Source organism: Niallia sp. FSL W8-0177, assembly GCF_038006285.1.
GTDB classification, from domain to species: Bacteria; Bacillota; Bacilli; order Bacillales; family Cytobacillaceae; genus Niallia; species Niallia circulans_A.
Window position 1 is genome coordinate 2878378 of sequence record NZ_JBBOUX010000001.1, and the last position, 16620, is coordinate 2894997.

At 39.4% G+C, this 16620-nt stretch carries 7 protein-coding genes, 21 tRNA genes and 2 rRNA genes; 1 reads left to right on the forward strand and 29 read right to left on the reverse strand.

The window, feature by feature from the left end; genetic code table 11:
- Position 1: 1 nt before the first annotated feature.
- Positions 2-1375 (reverse strand): isochorismate synthase, encoded by a 1374-nt coding sequence (locus NST77_RS14155; protein WP_095332528.1) that lies wholly within the window; start codon positions 1373-1375, stop codon positions 2-4.
- 269 nt (positions 1376-1644) lie between these two features.
- On the opposite strand from NST77_RS14155, the gene NST77_RS14160 reads away from it, so the two are divergent.
- Complete coding sequence (locus tag NST77_RS14160; RefSeq protein WP_341123127.1) at positions 1645-2409, forward strand: TraR/DksA C4-type zinc finger protein; 765 nt, start codon at positions 1645-1647, stop codon at positions 2407-2409.
- Between the two features lie 341 nt (positions 2410-2750).
- Here NST77_RS14160 and NST77_RS14165 read toward each other — a convergent pair whose 3' ends face one another.
- From NST77_RS14165 to NST77_RS14300, 28 genes are all read right to left on the reverse strand, one after another.
- Entirely contained in the window at positions 2751-5153 is a 2403-nt protein-coding gene (locus NST77_RS14165) for a glycogen/starch/alpha-glucan phosphorylase (RefSeq protein WP_341123128.1), read from the reverse strand.
- Positions 5143-6597 (reverse strand): glycogen synthase GlgA, encoded by a 1455-nt coding sequence (gene glgA / locus NST77_RS14170; protein WP_341123129.1) that lies wholly within the window; start codon positions 6595-6597, stop codon positions 5143-5145. The genes NST77_RS14165 and glgA overlap by 11 nt, the downstream gene beginning before the upstream one ends.
- The gene (locus NST77_RS14175) at positions 6594-7622 is read right to left on the reverse strand and encodes a sugar phosphate nucleotidyltransferase (RefSeq protein WP_095332536.1); all 1029 of its coding nucleotides are present in this window, start codon (positions 7620-7622) and stop codon (positions 6594-6596) included. Before NST77_RS14175 ends, glgA begins: the two co-directional genes overlap by 4 nt.
- A gap of 23 nt (positions 7623-7645) precedes the next feature.
- On the reverse strand, positions 7646-8791 hold the full coding sequence (locus NST77_RS14180) for a glucose-1-phosphate adenylyltransferase (protein WP_095332538.1): 1146 nt from the start codon (positions 8789-8791) through the stop codon (positions 7646-7648).
- A complete protein-coding gene (glgB, locus tag NST77_RS14185; protein ID WP_095332540.1) occupies positions 8739-10679 on the reverse strand; it encodes a 1,4-alpha-glucan branching protein GlgB in 1941 nt (646 codons plus the stop codon). The genes NST77_RS14180 and glgB overlap by 53 nt, the downstream gene beginning before the upstream one ends.
- 619 nt (positions 10680-11298) lie before the next feature.
- Positions 11299-11370 (reverse strand) — tRNA-Glu (locus NST77_RS14190).
- Positions 11371-11372: 2 nt separating this feature from the next.
- Positions 11373-11463: transfer RNA gene (locus NST77_RS14195), tRNA-Ser, on the reverse strand.
- A 6-nt stretch (positions 11464-11469) separates the two neighbouring features.
- A tRNA-Asn gene (locus tag NST77_RS14200) sits at positions 11470-11544 on the reverse strand.
- 9 nt (positions 11545-11553) lie between these two features.
- Positions 11554-11630 (reverse strand) — tRNA-Ile (locus tag NST77_RS14205).
- Positions 11631-11635: 5 nt separating this feature from the next.
- Positions 11636-11709, reverse strand: a tRNA-Gly gene (locus NST77_RS14210).
- 14 nt (positions 11710-11723) lie between these two features.
- A tRNA-His gene (locus NST77_RS14215) sits at positions 11724-11799 on the reverse strand.
- Positions 11800-11835: 36 nt separating this feature from the next.
- A tRNA-Phe gene (locus tag NST77_RS14220) sits at positions 11836-11911 on the reverse strand.
- Between the two features lie 8 nt (positions 11912-11919).
- Positions 11920-11996 (reverse strand) — tRNA-Asp (locus tag NST77_RS14225).
- 3 nt (positions 11997-11999) lie between these two features.
- Positions 12000-12073 (reverse strand) — tRNA-Met (locus NST77_RS14230).
- Between the two features lie 23 nt (positions 12074-12096).
- Positions 12097-12189 (reverse strand) — tRNA-Ser (locus NST77_RS14235).
- A 9-nt stretch (positions 12190-12198) separates the two neighbouring features.
- Positions 12199-12275 (reverse strand) — tRNA-Ile (locus tag NST77_RS14240).
- A 13-nt stretch (positions 12276-12288) separates the two neighbouring features.
- Positions 12289-12365: transfer RNA gene (locus NST77_RS14245), tRNA-Met, on the reverse strand.
- Positions 12366-12387: 22 nt separating this feature from the next.
- Positions 12388-12463 (reverse strand) — tRNA-Ala (locus tag NST77_RS14250).
- Positions 12464-12478: 15 nt separating this feature from the next.
- Positions 12479-12555 (reverse strand) — tRNA-Pro (locus NST77_RS14255).
- 8 nt (positions 12556-12563) lie between these two features.
- Positions 12564-12640, reverse strand: a tRNA-Arg gene (locus NST77_RS14260).
- Between the two features lie 16 nt (positions 12641-12656).
- A tRNA-Leu gene (locus NST77_RS14265) sits at positions 12657-12745 on the reverse strand.
- 9 nt (positions 12746-12754) lie between these two features.
- A tRNA-Gly gene (locus tag NST77_RS14270) sits at positions 12755-12829 on the reverse strand.
- A 22-nt stretch (positions 12830-12851) separates the two neighbouring features.
- Positions 12852-12936 (reverse strand) — tRNA-Leu (locus tag NST77_RS14275).
- A gap of 24 nt (positions 12937-12960) precedes the next feature.
- A tRNA-Lys gene (locus NST77_RS14280) sits at positions 12961-13036 on the reverse strand.
- 6 nt (positions 13037-13042) lie between these two features.
- A tRNA-Thr gene (locus NST77_RS14285) sits at positions 13043-13118 on the reverse strand.
- Positions 13119-13139: 21 nt separating this feature from the next.
- Positions 13140-13215, reverse strand: a tRNA-Val gene (locus NST77_RS14290).
- A gap of 9 nt (positions 13216-13224) precedes the next feature.
- A 5S ribosomal RNA gene (gene rrf, locus NST77_RS14295) occupies positions 13225-13341 on the reverse strand.
- Positions 13342-13500: 159 nt separating this feature from the next.
- A 23S ribosomal RNA gene (locus tag NST77_RS14300) occupies positions 13501-16436 on the reverse strand.
- Positions 16437-16620: the final 184 nt, after the last annotated feature.

The window sequence follows — 16620 nt, forward strand, 5'->3', positions numbered from 1 at the left end:
TTTATTTTCCTCCTAACGCAGTTAGCATTGGCTTAAATTTAATTGCAGTTTCTATATACTCAGATTCTGGATCAGAGTCAGCAACAATACCGCATCCTGCAATAATTGTTGCAACATTGCCATCTATTAAGCCAGAACGGATGCTTACTGCAAATTCTCCATTGCCCTGGTAATCAAGCCAACCGATAGGAGCACCATACATCCCTCTATCTAATCCTTCTACCTCTCTAATAACCTTTAAGGCTTCCTCTCGAGGAAATCCACCAAGAGCTGGAGTTGGATGCAATAAGCGTATGAAGGAAATTAGGGATTCTGTTTCTTTTACCTTCCCGCTAACTGGAGTATAAAGATGTTGAATATCTCTCATCTTCAAGATTTGTGGGTTTAATGGCATTTCTACCGTACTACAGACTTCCTCCATAGCATTCTTTATCATTTTAACAACATAATTATGTTCTTCTCTATTTTTGGAATCCGAAAGCAAGGCTTGCGCAAGCGCATCGTCTTCTTCTTTGTTTTTTCCTCTCGCAATTGACCCGGCCAGACAGGTAGAAAAAACAGTTGGACCTTCTTTTTTTACCAATCTTTCTGGAGATGCTCCGATGAAACATTTATTCTTTGCTTCCAAGGCAAATATATAACCATTGCTTTGTTGTTGTATTAAATTTTTTAGCACAAACTCTGTCTCGACGTCATTAGAAAAATGCACTTGACTAGCACGTGCTAACACTACTTTTTTTAAATCTTCATTTAACTCATTTATTACTTTATTAACTTTATTCTTCCATGTTTCTTGATCGATCTCAGTAATCATTTCAATTAAAGGTAAAGAAGGAGGAGATGCTTCTGCTCTTCGATACACAATAGAATGCTTTTTTAACTCCGCTTTTGCATGATCCTGTTTATCTGATGGAATCATTATATTTGTAGTAATAAATTGACTTCCATTTATTTCACTTAACATAAATTGAGGTACGTAAAAATGGGCTTCCCCGAAGCCATCCCAGACATGCGTTTTCTCTTTTAATGGATCAAAGGAGAAACCACCTAAAAGGACTGGTCCGATCCCTATTTCATTGTATTTGTTAAATACTATTGCATCATCTAACAGCTGCCTCCATTTTTTTTCTACAAATGAATAAGAGTTTTCCCCTAATGAATACTCAATCCCTTCACAAATGCCTATTCCTACAAGCATGTTTTTTTCAGAAGGATCCTTCCAAAAAAAACGTTTTCCTTTATAGGAGCTGTAATTGGAAAAGAACTCTAGAATATCTATTTTCTTTTCTAGCTTCTTCACTTCACTAACTAAGACAGTAGGAGAATCACTTTCCTTTATTATTGTTTGTACCATTATTCCTTTGCTATCATTCATCCCTTTGTAAATCCCCCTAAAACTAATCAAGAATATAAGCCTTGATTATATTGGTTCAAAGATATACGCCACTTATTATTTTAGCATATTTTACGATACACCTGTCTTTAATATTATGTCAATCATAGTGAATTCTTAATGCACTTTTCAACTATTTATTTTTCTTAAGAAAAGGCTGCACAAATGGAAAACTAGGTTTGATAACCATAAAACAGGGAAATTTATGAACAGGTTGTCTATATATACTAATAGTAGGAACAGATAAGGATGTGTTTACCTTGTTATCAACAGAACAAATAAATCATTTAAAAAAAGAATTAGAAGACAGAAAAGCAACTTTACTAGATAGAACAAACGGATACGCAAGTGAAGAAAATGCCTTGGAATCAGTTGGAGAATTATCCAGTTATGATAACCATCCAGCAGATCTAGGAACAGAATTATATGAAAGAGAAAAAGATTCTGCCTTAGAACAACATGACCAATCTGAATTACAAAAAATTAATAGCGCCTTAAAGGCAATAGAAGACGGTTCTTATGGAATTTGTAAGGTTTCAGGTAAAGAAATTCCTTACGAAAGATTAGAAGCAATTCCGACAGCTCTTACGCTAAAAGAATATAGTGATGAACAAACTATTCCAAATGATCAACCTATAGAGGAAGATATTCTAGAATTAGCTCATGGCAATGAATTTCGTCATTATGATACTGGCGATGTTAGAGACTACGATGATAGTTTTCAAGAGGTAGCTCGCTATGGAACTTCGGAAACGCCCTCAGATTTACGAGGTGATTTCGAAGATTATGACAGTCTCTACGATAGAGAGAACGACGATGATACTTTCCCGGAAGATTATGAAAACTTTACAGCTACAAATATTGATGGAACAGAAAGAGCAGTATATCCATCTAAAGATCAAGAAAAATATGAACAAGCATTAGATGAGGAAGGAATTGAAGCTCCCTTTGGTGATGTTCCATACCATAAATCAGATGGATATATAGAGGAGGATACAGAAGACGAGGAGGAATAAGAGACTTTTAGATAAAACTAAAGGTTCAATAAGTGAAGGTGAATATTTTTGGTTTAATTTTCGTTGGGAACTTTATTGGATAATAAAGGAGTCGGAAAATAAAGCAACCTGTATGCTCGAAGAATTCTATGGGAATGGCGTGAGAACGGTGTGGTCTAACAGGAGAACTCACCGCTCGCCCCATAGAAAACAAGGTGTCTCAGACATGGATGAAACCACAAACCTTCTTTATTTAAATGAATTAAAAAACCAAACAATTATACGAAACTTATTAGCATCTCCGTAAAATTGCTCGGTTTTATATCGGTTGGATTCCTTTCCTCCGACCTGCTCCTAAACAATTAACTATAAGGTTTTATACGCCAAATATCCTCTGCATATTCCTTTATTGTTCGATCGCTTGAAAAATGTCCCGACATCGCAATATTTACAATGCTTTTTCGCAGCCAGCCTCGTTTATTCTTAAATGTCTGGTTCACCTTTTCGTGAATGCTTGCATAAGAATTAAAATCTTTTAATACAAAGAACTGATCATTCTCTATTAGTAAAGAATCAAAAATAGGATCAAATTCACCCACTGGATGATCATAAAAACCATTTTTTAATTGATTCACTACTTCATGAATTCTATCATCATGATAAAAATACTCTCGAGAACTATAGCCACCATTTTGATAAAGCTCTAATACTTGATCTGCGTTCATCCCAAAGATGAAAATATTATCATCTCCCACTAATTCATGCATTTCAATGTTTGCTCCATCCATTGTTCCAAGTGTCAATGCACCGTTCATCATAAATTTCATATTACCAGTGCCTGACGCTTCTTTACTTGCGGTAGATATTTGCTCACTTACATCAGCAGCTGGAAAAATATGTTCCGCTAAGGAAACTCGATAATTTTCTATAAAAACAACCTTTAATTTATTTTGTATTCTTTTATCATTGTTAAGTTTATGGGCAACTGTATTAATTAATTTAATTATCTTTTTTGCATAATAATATCCCGGTGATGCCTTTGCTCCGAAAATAAACGTTCTAGGCTCCATATCAATGGATGGATCTTCTCTTAATTTATTATAAAGAGACATAATGTGCAAAATATTTAATAATTGTCTTTTATATGCATGCAGTCTCTTTACTTGAACATCAAAAATAGAGGAAGGGTCTACAAGAATTCCATTCTTCTCCTTAATTATCTTTGCAAGTCTTTCCTTATTACTTTGCTTAATTACTGCGAGATTTTCTTGTAAATTAGCATCTTCTTGATAATTTAATAATTCCCTTAATAATTCTGGCTGATCGACCCATTTATCACCAATTGTATTAGAAATTAAGTTTGTAAGCTTAGGATTAGCCTTTATTAGCCACCTTCTATGTGTAATTCCATTCGTTTTATTATTAAACTTTTCTGGATAGAAGGTAAAAAAATCAGCCATTTCTCTTTTCTTCAAAATCTCAGTATGGATTTCCGCTACTCCATTTACACTATAGCTACCAACTAATGCTAAATGAGCCATCTTAATCATGCCGTGGGCAATTATCGCCATTTTTTCAATTTTCAAAAAATCTCCAGGGTACTTTTTCCATAATTCCATACAGAAACGTTCATTTATTTCATCGATTATCATATAAATTCGGGGTAACAGGGGTTGGAAGATATAGATTGGCCATTGTTCTAATGCTTCAGATAACGTGGTATGATTGGTGTAAGAAATAGTATTTGTAGTAATTTTCCAGGCTTCATCCCAGCCTAATCCTTCCTCATCCATTAATATTCTCATTAGCTCCGGGATTGCCAAAACGGGATGTGTATCATTTACATGGATGCTTATATAGTGATGCATTTCACTAATATTTTTATATTGTTGCTTATAATTTCGAATAATGGATTGCAAGCTTGCAGAAACTAAAAAGTATTGTTGTTTTAACCGTAAGATCTTTCCCTCATCATTGGAATCATCTGGATATAAAAAGCCAGATATCGATTCTGTTTCTCTTTTGTAACGCATTATATCCTTTACATCTTTTGCGACTAAGGACGATGGTTCAGCATTCCATAGCCTTAATGTATTAACAGTCGTTGTATGATAGCCGATGACCGGTACATCATGGGGAACTGCTGTTACAGTTTCGGCATTTAGATGCCGAAACTGTAACTTTCCATTCTTCTCATACATATCAATATTTCCCCAGAAATAAATATCAACAGCTAAGTCTTCCTTTCGAACTTCCCAAACCTGGCCTTGCTTTAGCCATTGTTCTGGCAATTCAAGTTGGTATCCATCAACAATTCGTTGTTCAAATAAACCATGTTTATAACGAATCCCCATACCATGCCCTGGTAAGTCTAATGTAGCTAAAGAATCCAAAAAGCATGCTGCTAACCTTCCTAATCCACCATTGCCTAATCCGGCATCGTGTTCCATATCTTCCACTTCAAAAAAGTTAATTCCAAGATCTCCCAGACCTTCGATAACAACTTGATCAATACCTAAGTTAATTAAATTATTATGAAGCAATCTTCCTAATAAAAATTCAATAGAAAGATAATATACCTGTTTCCCGTTATTGTTACGACTTTGTTCATTCGTCTGAATCCAATTTGAGCTTACATATTCTCTAATCATATGCCCTAACGTTTGAAAATGATCACTACTTGTTGTATCTTCAAAGGTCTTTCCATAAGTCATTTCAAGCCTTTGTAAAAAATATCTTTTAAAGCGTTCTTTATTAGAAAACATGGGATTCACTCCTCGAAATAAGCTCTGCATATAACTGATTATATTTAAATGCAGATTGAGCCCAGCTATTATCCATCGACATGGCATTCTTCATTAACTTATGCCATACCTCTTTTTCCTCTTTATAAAAATGAATGCCTCTCCTAATCGTGTATAGCATATCATGGGCATTGAAATTGGTGAAACTGAATCCATTTCCTTCCTCTGTCCATTCGTTATAAGAGAAAACAGTGTCATTCAGCCCTCCTGTCTCTCTCACAATAGGGATATTCCCGTATCGTAAAGCAATTAGCTGCCCTAATCCACAAGGCTCAAATTTGGAAGGCATTAAAAACAAGTCTGCACCTGCGTACAGCTGATGGGCTAAATTTTCATCAAAGCCAATATAAGCTTTACATTTGTCAGAATACGTATATTCCATCTCACGGAAAAAGTTCTCAAATTCAGGATCTCCTGTTCCTAATACGAGAAACTGTACATCTTCTTCCATTATTTCATGAAATATATGTCTAACTAATTCTAATCCCTTTTGACTAGTTAATCTAGTAATCATACAAATGATTGGAATTTCTAGATCTTCCTTCAATCCAAATTTTTGTTGGATGAATCGCTTATTTTCTTGCTTTTTATCTAAAGTAGTAACAGTATAATTTGCTGCAATTACCGGATCTGTTTCTGGATTATATGTTTCTTCATCAATCCCATTTATAATTCCATATAAATCCGGCTCTCTCTGCTTTAATACATTATTCAGCTTCTCACCATAATATTCTGTTTGAATTTCGTTTTTATAGGTAGGACTTACTGTCGTTATCTTGTCAGCAGCGATAAGTCCCCCTTTCATCAAATTAACATTTCCGTAGAATTCAAGATTATTTGTTGTGAAGTAATAATCGTTTAGATTGAATAAATCACCAAGAACCTCTCTTGGCAATATTCCTTGAAACTGAAGATTATGTATGGTGAATACAGTCTTAATATTGCTATATTCTTTTTTCCACTTATAGTCTACATCCAATAAGAAAGGAATCATAGCTGTATGCCAATCATGGCAATGAATAATATCAGGATAGTCAGCTAAATAGGGTAAACTCTCTAGTACGGCTCGATTAAAGAATGCAAAGCGTTCTCCATCATCACCATAACCATATAAACCACTTCTCTTAAAATACCATTCATTATCAATGAAATAAAAAGTAATTCCATCTACTTCTAATTCTTCAATTCCACAGTATTGATTTCGCCAACCTACTTGCACAAAGAAATAGCATCTTTTCTTAACATTAGCAAGTAAATGGGCTGGAATATCTTGATACTTTGGCATAATTACTGCTACATCCGTACCTTGCTTCTTTAACTCTTTAGGAAGAGAACCAGCTACATCTGCCAGTCCCCCTGATTTTATAAATGGTACACATTCTGAAACTGCAAATAATACTCTCACGAATTCATCAACGCTCCTTGCACTGTTCCTTTTCTAACTACAAAGGGAGAACTAGCAGTACCAATCATCACAGTACCACTTTCTACAACCACATCTTTATCTAAAATAACCGAGTCTAGGTCACAATTTTCCCCAATTGTACACTTTTGCATAATAATACAATTTTTCAAGCTTGAACCTTTTCCAACCTTAACCGCTCGAGAAATAACACTATTTGTAATATCGCCTTCAATAAAACATCCATTTGCTATCATGGAGTTTTTCACTTCACCTGTACTTGTATATCGTGTAGGTGGTTCATCTTTAACTTTTGTAAATATTGGTCTTTCTTTTATAAAAAGCTGATTCCAGACTTTGGCTTTTAATATATCTTTACTTACATGAAAATAACTAGATATTGAATCTATTTTTTCGGCATAGCCGTTATATTCATATTCACATATTTTTAGCTGATTATTCATATCTAACACAACATCATTCATACATGTATAACCTGTAACTGCTCTTGTTTCTATTAAATCAATTAGCTTTGATTTCTTAATTAGATATATTTCTAATGAACTTCCATTATTCGTAATCTCCGTTATATCACAGCCAGAAGAGAGATGCCGCTCTAATACAGGATTAAAATTCATATTAAACACAGTAAAACAATTTGCAACTAGAGCATATTCTTGCTTGCTTCTCTGAAAATAATCCATATTTGCCGCAAAATGATTAAAAGAACCTATTCCATCTGTATTTGTTTCGGTCAAAGATGCCGGGAAAAAGAACAATCCATCTCTCTTTCTATCTAAATCCCAGTTTTTTCCCGATCCTAAATGATCCATTAACGAGCGATACTGATACTTTGGAAAAATTGCAACACTACCTATTCCAGAGTTCACCATATTGGAAAGGACAAAATCTATTAAACGGTACCGTCCGCCTATCGGAAGTGCAGCAAGTGTGCGATGTGAAGTTAATTCTTCTAAATCTTCCTTATGTGTTGTTGCATCAATAATGCCCAGCATAGATCTTATCATCTTAATCCCTCCTATCTAGTTTGTTAGGAAATCACTTCATTAACCATTTCTTCTGTTACAAGGACTACTTCATTTGAGTCTTTTTTTGGTTTAATGACCATTCCATCTGGTATGGTTATGTCAGAAGGGACAATAGCCTTTTCAATATAAACATTATTACCAATCTTCGCATCTGGCATGATAACTGAACTCCGAATAATTGTCCCTTCTCCTACAGTAACACCTTGAAAAACAATTGTTTTCTCTAAATTGCCACTAATAATACACCCTTCATTCACCATCGACTCTTTCACATGTGCATCACTAGAAATATACTGTGGTGGATGATTGGGATTTACTGTATAAATTCTCCAATTATAATCAGATATATTTAATTCACAATTATCATCCAATAAATCCATATTTGCTTCCCATAGACTTTGAACAGTTCCAACATCTTTCCAATACCCTTTAAATGGATAAGCAACCACCTTTTTCTGTTTTTCTATGAGTAAAGGAATAATATCCTTTCCAAAATCATGGGAAGAATTTTTATTTAAATTATCTTCTACAAGTAATTCCTTCAAAACACGCCATTTAAAAATATAGATTCCCATCGAAGCTAAATTATTTTTTGGATGTTTAGGCTTCTCTTCGAATTCTACAATGTTCATCTCTTTATTTGTATTCATAATTCCAAATCTACTCGCTTCTTCCCATGGTACTTGAATCACAGAGATAGAAGCGTCTGCTTTTTTATCTATATGATATTCAAGCATCTCTTCATAATTCATTTTATAAATATGGTCTCCTGACAAAATAAGAACATATTCAGGATCATATTGAGACAAGTAGTTCTGATTTTGATAAATAGCACTTGCTGTTCCTGTATACCATTTCACTTCTGATGACTCACTATATGGAGGTAATACGGTTACTCCTCCATTAACACGGTCTAAATCCCATGCACTTCCTATTCCAATGTATGAGTTTAAAACAAGCGGCTGATATTGCGTTAAGACGCCAACAGTTTCTATTCCCGAATTGGAACAATTACTTAAAGTGAAATCGATAATTCGATATTTACCTCCAAAAGGGATTGCTGGCTTTGCTAGACTTTTTGTTAAGGAATAAAGTCTACTCCCCTTTCCTCCTGCTAATAGCATTGCGACGCACCGTTTCTTTCCCATTTCCCTTTCTCCCCTTCCGGTGTTGAACTGGACGTAAAATGATTATACTGAAAGCTGGTATCGTTAGTTGAACAGAATAAGGTTTTCCATGAAACTCTACTTTTTCTGCTTTTATTACCTTTTTATTTATATAATTAGCTCCACCAAATCTATCAGTGTCACTATTTAATATTTCTCGGAAAGAGTTATTTAAAGGAACGCCGACTCTGTAATTTTCATATGTATGATAAGTGAAATTACAAATGACGACTAAATAATCTTCTTCTTTTTCTGCCTTGCGTATAAACGAGAAGATAGACTGTTCTCTATTATTTACATCAATCCAATCAAAGCCATCATTGATATGATCCAACTGATACAAAGGTTTGGACCTTTTATAGATTTTTAGTAATTCCTTCATATACTCATTTGCTTTTTGATGCATCTCATAATCTAGCAGCATCCAATCTAACTGTTCTTTATCCTTCCATTCAGCAAAATGTGCGAATTCATTTCCCATAAATAATAATTTTTTTCCTGGATGTGCCATCATATATCCTAAGAGGAGTCGGAATTGAGCAAACTTTTGCCAATAATCTCCTGGCATCTTATCTACTAACGATTTCTTTCCATGAACAACTTCATCATGTGAAAATGGTAAAACAAAATTTTCGGAAAAGGCATAATGTAGGGAAAAGGAGACTTTATCATGTACTTGCTTTCGATTAACTGAATCAGTTTCCATATAGGTTAAAATATCATTCATCCAGCCCATATTCCATTTGTAGTGAAATCCAATGCCACCATAATGAACTGGTGCAGTTACTTGAGGCCAATCAGTAGAATCCTCTGCAAACATTAGAACCGTTGGATCGTATTGACAAACTGTTTGATTCAGTTTTTGGAGGAAATCGATTCCAAATTGGTTCACGCTATTTTCATTTGAATTTGGCCAATAAATAATATTAGAAACAGCATCAACTCTAAATCCATCTACATGGAAATATTCCATCCAAAAAATTGCATTTGAAATTAAAAAGCTTTGGACTTCATTTTTTCCTAAATCAAAATTGGCTGTTCCCCAAACATAATTTTCTCTATCCACAGGATTCTTATAATCATATTGACTAGTTCCATCAAATTGATAAAGACCATGCTCATCTTTACAAAAATGTCCAGGTACCCAATCTAATATCACGCCGAGCCCATGTTGATGACATTGATCAATGAAATACATCAAATCCTTTGGCTCTCCAAATCTACTTGTTGCAGAATAGTATCCTGTACCTTGATATCCCCAGGAGATATCGAGTGGATGTTCTACTAAGGGCAGCACTTCCAAGTGAGTAAATCCTTGTTCCACAACATATGGAATTAATTCATCAGCAAGTTCTCTATAGGTATAAAGATCTCCATCCTCATGGATTTTCCATGATCCTAAATGGACTTCATATATAGCAAGGGGTTCATTTAAATAGTTCTTTTTTGTCTTTTTTTGTTTCCATTTTGTATCGTTCCACTTATAACCTTCCAAGGAATAAACAATGGAAGCTGTATTAGGTCTTACCTCGGAAAGAAAAGCATAAGGATCAGCCTTAAGAAATACTCTTCCATCAGGTGCAGTTATTTTATATTTATACATAACACCCGTTAAATCCCTCTCTACATTTAGAAGCCACACACCTTCCTTATTAATTTTTTCAAGGGAATAACCTTCACCATTCCAATTATTAAAATCCCCAACCAATTGAATACTTAGAGCATTTGGAGCCCAAACACAAAAACTGGTATAAATCTCTCCATTTTTATGATGAATATGAGATCCAAATAATCTATAGCTCTCAAATAAGTTTCCTTCGTGAAATAAATGTAGTTGAAATTCTGTTGGATATACTGTCTCCACTGTCATCCTACTTTCTATTACAAATAATATTAAGTGTGTAAATTTTACACTTTGTACATTGCAATTCCCTTTTTTTTTGCTTCTAAAACAATTTACGGTATTCCTTGCTAAAAAATTAGTCATTTAATTTAATTTGATTAATTTTAATATTCTATCAATAGAAGGGAAATCCTTTTTTGTTTTTAAAATTTTATGATACTATAAATCTTTTTATGTTTAATTGACTCATTTAGATTGTGAACTTTTAACATAGTTTTTTTATGAAGAGAATTCTAAAATAAATGTCTAACATAAGGAAGGATAAGGATAATAAGTAAAAGGGAAGAAGAATATTTAAAAGAACAAATAGGGAAAGAAATCAACCTTTTTTTTGAAGCACCAGATAAAAAAATCTAGCAACTGATCTGTTTAGAGGTCCCGATACTGGATTTCTTTCTGACTTTGATTTAAAGAATCCAGGGAATAGATTATTTACAAGTGAGGATAAATGGGAAGAAAATCTAAGGAGCGGAAAATTTTAATTGATACAAACTTATAAGGTCTCCTTAACTATAGAGAATTTATCAAAAAGAACCTTATCTTATAAGAAATAAAAAAACTGATAGCAAATGCTATCAGTTTTTTATGACCCGTACGGGATTCGAACCCGTGTTACCGCCGTGAAAGGGCGGTGTCTTAACCACTTGACCAACGGGCCAATGGCGGAGAAGGAGGGATTTGAACCCTCGCGCCGCTTACGCGACCTACACCCTTAGCAGGGGCGCCTCTTCAGCCTCTTGAGTACTTCCCCAAAAAATGGCTCCGCAGGTAGGACTCGAACCTACGACCGTTCGGTTAACAGCCGAATGCTCTACCACTGAGCTACTGCGGAATATTTTTATGGTGGGCCTAAATGGACTCGAACCATCGACCTCACGCTTATCAGGCGTGCGCTCTAACCAGCTGAGCTATAGGCCCATATATGGAGCGGGTGATGGGAATCGAACCCACGACATCAGCTTGGAAGGCTGAGGTTTTACCATTAAACTACACCCGCATATTTTATTTTAATGGGGCGACTAGTGGGAATCGAACCCACGAGTGTCGGAGCCACAATCCGATGCGTTAACCACTTCGCCATAGCCGCCATTATACATATTATTCATTTTAGATTGCACTAAAATGGTGGCTCAGGACGGAATCGAACCGCCGACACAAGGATTTTCAGTCCTTTGCTCTACCGACTGAGCTACTGAGCCAATTTATATGGCGGTCCGGACGGGACTCGAACCCGCGACCTCCTGCGTGACAGGCAGGCATTCTAACCAACTGAACTACCGGACCAGATTGCGGGGACAGGATTTGAACCTGCGACCTTCGGGTTATGAGCCCGACGAGCTACCAGACTGCTCCACCCCGCGATAATATTATAATTTAATTTTTATGGAGGAGGAAGGGGGATTCGAACCCCCGCGCGGTTTGACCCGCCTGTCGGTTTTCAAGACCGATCCCTTCAGCCGGACTTGGGTATTCCTCCTCAATAATATGGTGGACCTTGTAGGACTCGAACCTACGACCGGACGGTTATGAGCCGTCTGCTCTAACCAACTGAGCTAAAGGTCCATGGTAATATGTATGGTAGCGGCAGAGGGGATCGAACCCCCGACCTCACGGGTATGAACCGTACGCTCTAGCCAGCTGAGCTACGCCGCCATCATATTAAGAATTATAAAATTGGTGGAGCCTAGCGGGATCGAACCGCTGACCTCCTGCGTGCAAGGCAGGCGCTCTCCCAGCTGAGCTAAGGCCCCATGTAATGAGAATAGTGGTCGGGAAGACAGGATTCGAACCTGCGACCCCTTGGTCCCAAACCAAGTGCTCTACCAAGCTGAGCTACTTCCCGAAATATAATGGCGCGCCCGAAAGGAGTCGAACCCATAACCTTCTGATCCGTAGTCAGACGCTCTATCCAATTGAGCTACGGGCGCATTAATATAAAAACAATGGTGCCGAGGACCGGAATCGAACCGGTACGGTAGTCACCTACCGCAGGATTTTAAGTCCTGTGCGTCTGCCAGTTCCGCCACCCCGGCATTGTTTTATGGAGCGGAAGACGGGATTCGAACCCGCGACCCCCACCTTGGCAAGGTGGTGTTCTACCACTGAACTACTTCCGCATGTATTTAACTGATAATAAATTGGTGCGGGTGAAGGGAGTCGAACCCCCACGCCTTGCGGCGCTAGATCCTAAGTCTAGTGCGTCTGCCAATTCCGCCACACCCGCTTAATACTATTTTAAGTTTACTAATGGTGAGCCATGGAGGATTCGAACCTCCGACCCTCTGATTAAAAGTCAGATGCTCTACCGACTGAGCTAATGGCTCATTAGATGGTGCCGGCTAGAGGACTTGAACCCCCAACCTACTGATTACAAGTCAGTTGCTCTACCAATTGAGCTAAACCGGCATATAATAATCGTCAAAATAATGGTGGAGGATGACGGGATCGAACCGCCGACCCTCTGCTTGTAAGGCAGATGCTCTCCCAGCTGAGCTAATCCTCCATATATAATGCCTGGCGACGTCCTACTCTCACAGGGGGAGAACCCCCAACTACCATCGGCGCTGAGAAGCTTAACTTCCGTGTTCGGTATGGGAACGGGTGTGACCTTCTCGCTATCGCCACCAGACTTTTCTCAAGACACATTTTATTATACATGTTTTTGAGACTTTTTCAAGTATAATTTTAGAAAATTATTCCCTGAAAACTAGATTATGGTAAGAAGAAAGAAACAAGTAATCATTTTGTTCAGCTCTAATGCCATAAACAGGCATTTCCGCTTTTCATTTTAGTTAAGTCCTCGATCTATTAGTATCAGTCAGCTCCACATGTCGCCACGCTTCCACCTCTGACCTATCAACCTGATCATCTTTCAGGGATCTTACTAGCTTGCGCTATGGGAAATCTCATCTTGAGGGGGGCTTCATGCTTAGATGCTTTCAGCACTTATCCCTTCCGCACATAGCTACCCAGCGATGCCTTTGGCAAGACAACTGGTACACCAGCGGTGCGTCCATCCCGGTCCTCTCGTACTAAGGACAGCTCCTCTCAAATTTCCTACGCCCACGACGGATAGGGACCGAACTGTCTCACGACGTTCTGAACCCAGCTCGCGTACCGCTTTAATGGGCGAACAGCCCAACCCTTGGGACCGACTACAGCCCCAGGATGCGATGAGCCGACATCGAGGTGCCAAACCTCCCCGTCGATGTGGACTCTTGGGGGAGATAAGCCTGTTATCCCCGGGGTAGCTTTTATCCGTTGAGCGATGGCCCTTCCATGCGGAACCACCGGATCACTAAGCCCGACTTTCGTCCCTGCTCGACTTGTAGGTCTCGCAGTCAAGCTCCCTTGTGCCTTTACACTCTACGAATGATTTCCAACCATTCTGAGGGAACCTTTGGGCGCCTCCGTTACTTTTTAGGAGGCGACCGCCCCAGTCAAACTGCCCACCTGACACTGTCTCCCACCCCGATCAGGGGTGCGGGTTAGAATGTCAATACAGCCAGGGTAGTATCCCACCAATGCCTCCACCGAAGCTAGCGCTCCGGCTTCCAAGGCTCCTACCTATCCTGTACAAGCTGTACCAAAATTCAATATCAGGCTGCAGTAAAGCTCCACGGGGTCTTTCCGTCCTGTCGCGGGTAACCTGCATCTTCACAGGTACTATAATTTCACCGAGTCTCTCGTTGAGACAGTGCCCAGATCGTTACACCTTTCGTGCGGGTCGGAACTTACCCGACAAGGAATTTCGCTACCTTAGGACCGTTATAGTTACGGCCGCCGTTTACTGGGGCTTCAATTCAGAGCTTCGCACTAACGTGCTAACCCCTCCTCTTAACCTTCCAGCACCGGGCAGGTGTCAGCCCCTATACTTCGCCTTGCGGCTTCGCAGAGACCTGTGTTTTTGCTAAACAGTCGCCTGGGCCTATTCACTGCGGCTCTCGCAGGCTTGCACCCGCAAGAGCACCCCTTCTCCCGAAGTTACGGGGTCATTTTGCCGAGTTCCTTAACGAGAGTTCTCTCGCTCACCTTAGGATTCTCTCCTCGCCTACCTGTGTCGGTTTGCGGTACGGGCACCCTAAATCTCGCTAGAGGCTTTTCTTGGCAGTGTGGAATCAGGAACTTCGGTACTATATTTCCCTCGCCGTCACAGCTCCGCTTATGTGGTAATGGGATTTGCCTCATTACCAGCCTAACTGCTTGGACGTGCTAATCCAACAGCACGCTTACCCTATCCTCCTGCGTCCCCCCATTGCTCAAACGATTTAAAGGTGGTACAGGAATATCAACCTGTTGTCCATCGCCTACGCTTTTCAGCCTCGGCTTAGGTCCCGACTAACCCTGAGCGGACGAGCCTTCCTCAGGAAACCTTAGGCATTCGGTGGATGAGATTCTCACTCATCTTTCGCTACTCATACCGGCATTCTCACTTCTAAGCGCTCCACCAGTCCTTACGGTCTAGCTTCAACGCCCTTAGAACGCTCTCCTACCACTGACATCAAAGATGTCAATCCACAGCTTCGGTGATACGTTTAGCCCCGGTACATTTTCGGCGCAGAGTCACTCGACCAGTGAGCTATTACGCACTCTTTAAATGGTGGCTGCTTCTAAGCCAACATCCTGGTTGTCTAAGCAACTCCACATCCTTTTCCACTTAACGTATACTTTGGGACCTTAGCTGGTGGTCTGGGCTGTTTCCCTCTTGACCACGGATCTTATCACTCGTAGTCTGACTCCCAAGAATAAGTATTTGGCATTCGGAGTTTGTCTGAATTCGGTAACCCGATGGGGGCCCCTAGTCCAAACAGTGCTCTACCTCCAATACTCTAAATCTTGAGGCTAGCCCTAAAGCTATTTCGGAGAGAACCAGCTATCTCCAAGTTCGATTGGAATTTCTCCGCTACCCACACCTCATCCCCGCACTTTTCAACGTGCGTGGGTTCGGGCCTCCATCCAGTGTTACCTGGACTTCACCCTGGACATGGGTAGATCACCTGGTTTCGGGTCTACAACCACATACTATTTCGCCCTATTCAGACTCGCTTTCGCTGCGGCTCCGTCTCTTCAACTTAACCTCGCATGTAATCGTAACTCGCCGGTTCATTCTACAAAAGGCACGCTATCACCCATAAAAGGGCTCTAACTACTTGTAGGCACACGGTTTCAGGATCTATTTCACTCCCCTTCCGGGGTGCTTTTCACCTTTCCCTCACGGTACTGGTTCACTATCGGTCACTAGGGAGTATTTAGCCTTGGGAGATGGTCCTCCCTGCTTCCGACGGGATTTCTCGTGTCCCGCCGTACTCAGGATACACTCAAGAGGGAACGAAGTTTCGACTACAGGGTTTTTACCTTCTACGACTGACCTTTCCAGATCGATTCGTCTACCCCGTTCCTTTGTAACTCCATATAGAGTGTCCTACAACCCCAAGAGGCAAGCCTCTTGGTTTGGGCTAATCCCGTTTCGCTCGCCGCTACTCAGGGAATCGCGTTTGCTTTCTCTTCCTCCGGGTACTTAGATGTTTCAGTTCCCCGGGTCTGCCTTCAGTACCCTATGTATTCAGGTAAAGATTCTATCCCATTACGGATAGAGGGTTTCCCCATTCGGAAATCTCTGGATCAAAGCTTACTTACAGCTCCCCAAAGCATATCGGTGTTAATCCCGTCCTTCATCGGCTCCTAGTGCCAAGGCATCCACCGTGCGCCCTTTCTAACTTAACTTAGTTTCGACCAAAGATAAGCGGCGTATCTCTTCGTCAGCTTCTTCACTCTGCTCCTCACGTACTGTCGTACGCTCTGGTGCTCGTTCGGTCGCTTCCTTGACCTACTTGCTTCTCTTTGCTCTCCAATCTTTGAAGGAGTATTCGTTTAATACGACTACTTTCCAAAGAAGTAATTCTCTAAA

Bases quoted from the DNA above. Each gene is read 5' to 3' on its own strand.
- NST77_RS14155 (WP_095332528.1), bottom strand. From the start codon at position 1,375: ATGAATGATAGCAAAGGAATAATGGTACAAACAATAATAAAGGAAAGT.
- NST77_RS14165 (WP_341123128.1), bottom strand. From the start codon at position 5,153: ATGTTTTCTAATAAAGAACGCTTTAAAAGATATTTTTTACAAAGGCTT.
- NST77_RS14175 (WP_095332536.1), bottom strand. From the start codon at position 7,622: ATGATAAGATCTATGCTGGGCATTATTGATGCAACAACACATAAGGAA.
- NST77_RS14180 (WP_095332538.1), bottom strand. From the start codon at position 8,791: ATGGGAAAGAAACGGTGCGTCGCAATGCTATTAGCAGGAGGAAAGGGG.
- glgB (WP_095332540.1), bottom strand. From the start codon at position 10,679: ATGACAGTGGAGACAGTATATCCAACAGAATTTCAACTACATTTATTT.